This window comes from Dryocola clanedunensis, assembly GCF_038405435.1.
GTDB lineage: Bacteria > Pseudomonadota > Gammaproteobacteria > Enterobacterales > Enterobacteriaceae > Dryocola > Dryocola clanedunensis_A.
The window spans coordinates 1-611 of the sequence record NZ_JBBYHZ010000122.1 but is presented as its reverse complement, the minus strand read 5'-3'; the positions used below and the strand labels follow the sequence as shown (position 1 = coordinate 611).

Here is a 611-nt window from a genome sequence, read left to right as displayed (position 1 = left end):
AGCCGGTCGTCGCGCTGAACCGCGCCGAGATCGAGAAGAAGGGCTACGTCAACGTCGCCGACATCCTGCAGGACGTCACCGCCGCCGGTTCGCCGAGCATGAGCCGTGCCTCCTCGCTGGAATCGGGCCGCGACTTCGGCGGCATGTACGTGAGCCTGCGCAACCTGGGCCCGGAACGCAGCCTGGTGCTGAGCGCCGGCCGCCGCATGGGCGTCAGCTCCGGCGGCTACACCGACCTGGCCTCGATCCCGACCTCGGTCGTGGAGCGCATCGAAGTGCTGACCGACGGCGCCTCGGCGATCTACGGTTCCGACGCGATCGCCGGCGTGGTCAACATCATCCTCAAGGAACGCATGGACGGTGGCAGCATCTCCGTGCGCGGCGGCACCTACACCGAAGGTGGCGGCAACAGCGTTCGCTTCAGCGGCGCGCACGGTTTCAGCGCGTTCGATGACCGCTTCAACGCACTGGTCAACGTGCAGATCGAGTCGAGCAACCCGATCTGGGGCTACCAGCGCGACCTGACCCGCACCACCAATGCCAACGGCTACACCGCGCAGCTGCCGAGCAACGATTTCGCCGTCATCGACGCCGATACCAACCGCCTGTAC

1 protein-coding gene is annotated in these 611 nt (G+C 66.9%); it reads left to right on the top strand.

The window, feature by feature from the left end; genetic code table 11:
* A partial coding sequence (locus AAE045_RS23790; protein WP_455549767.1) for a TonB-dependent receptor plug domain-containing protein occupies window positions 1-611 on the top strand: 611 nt, incomplete at both ends.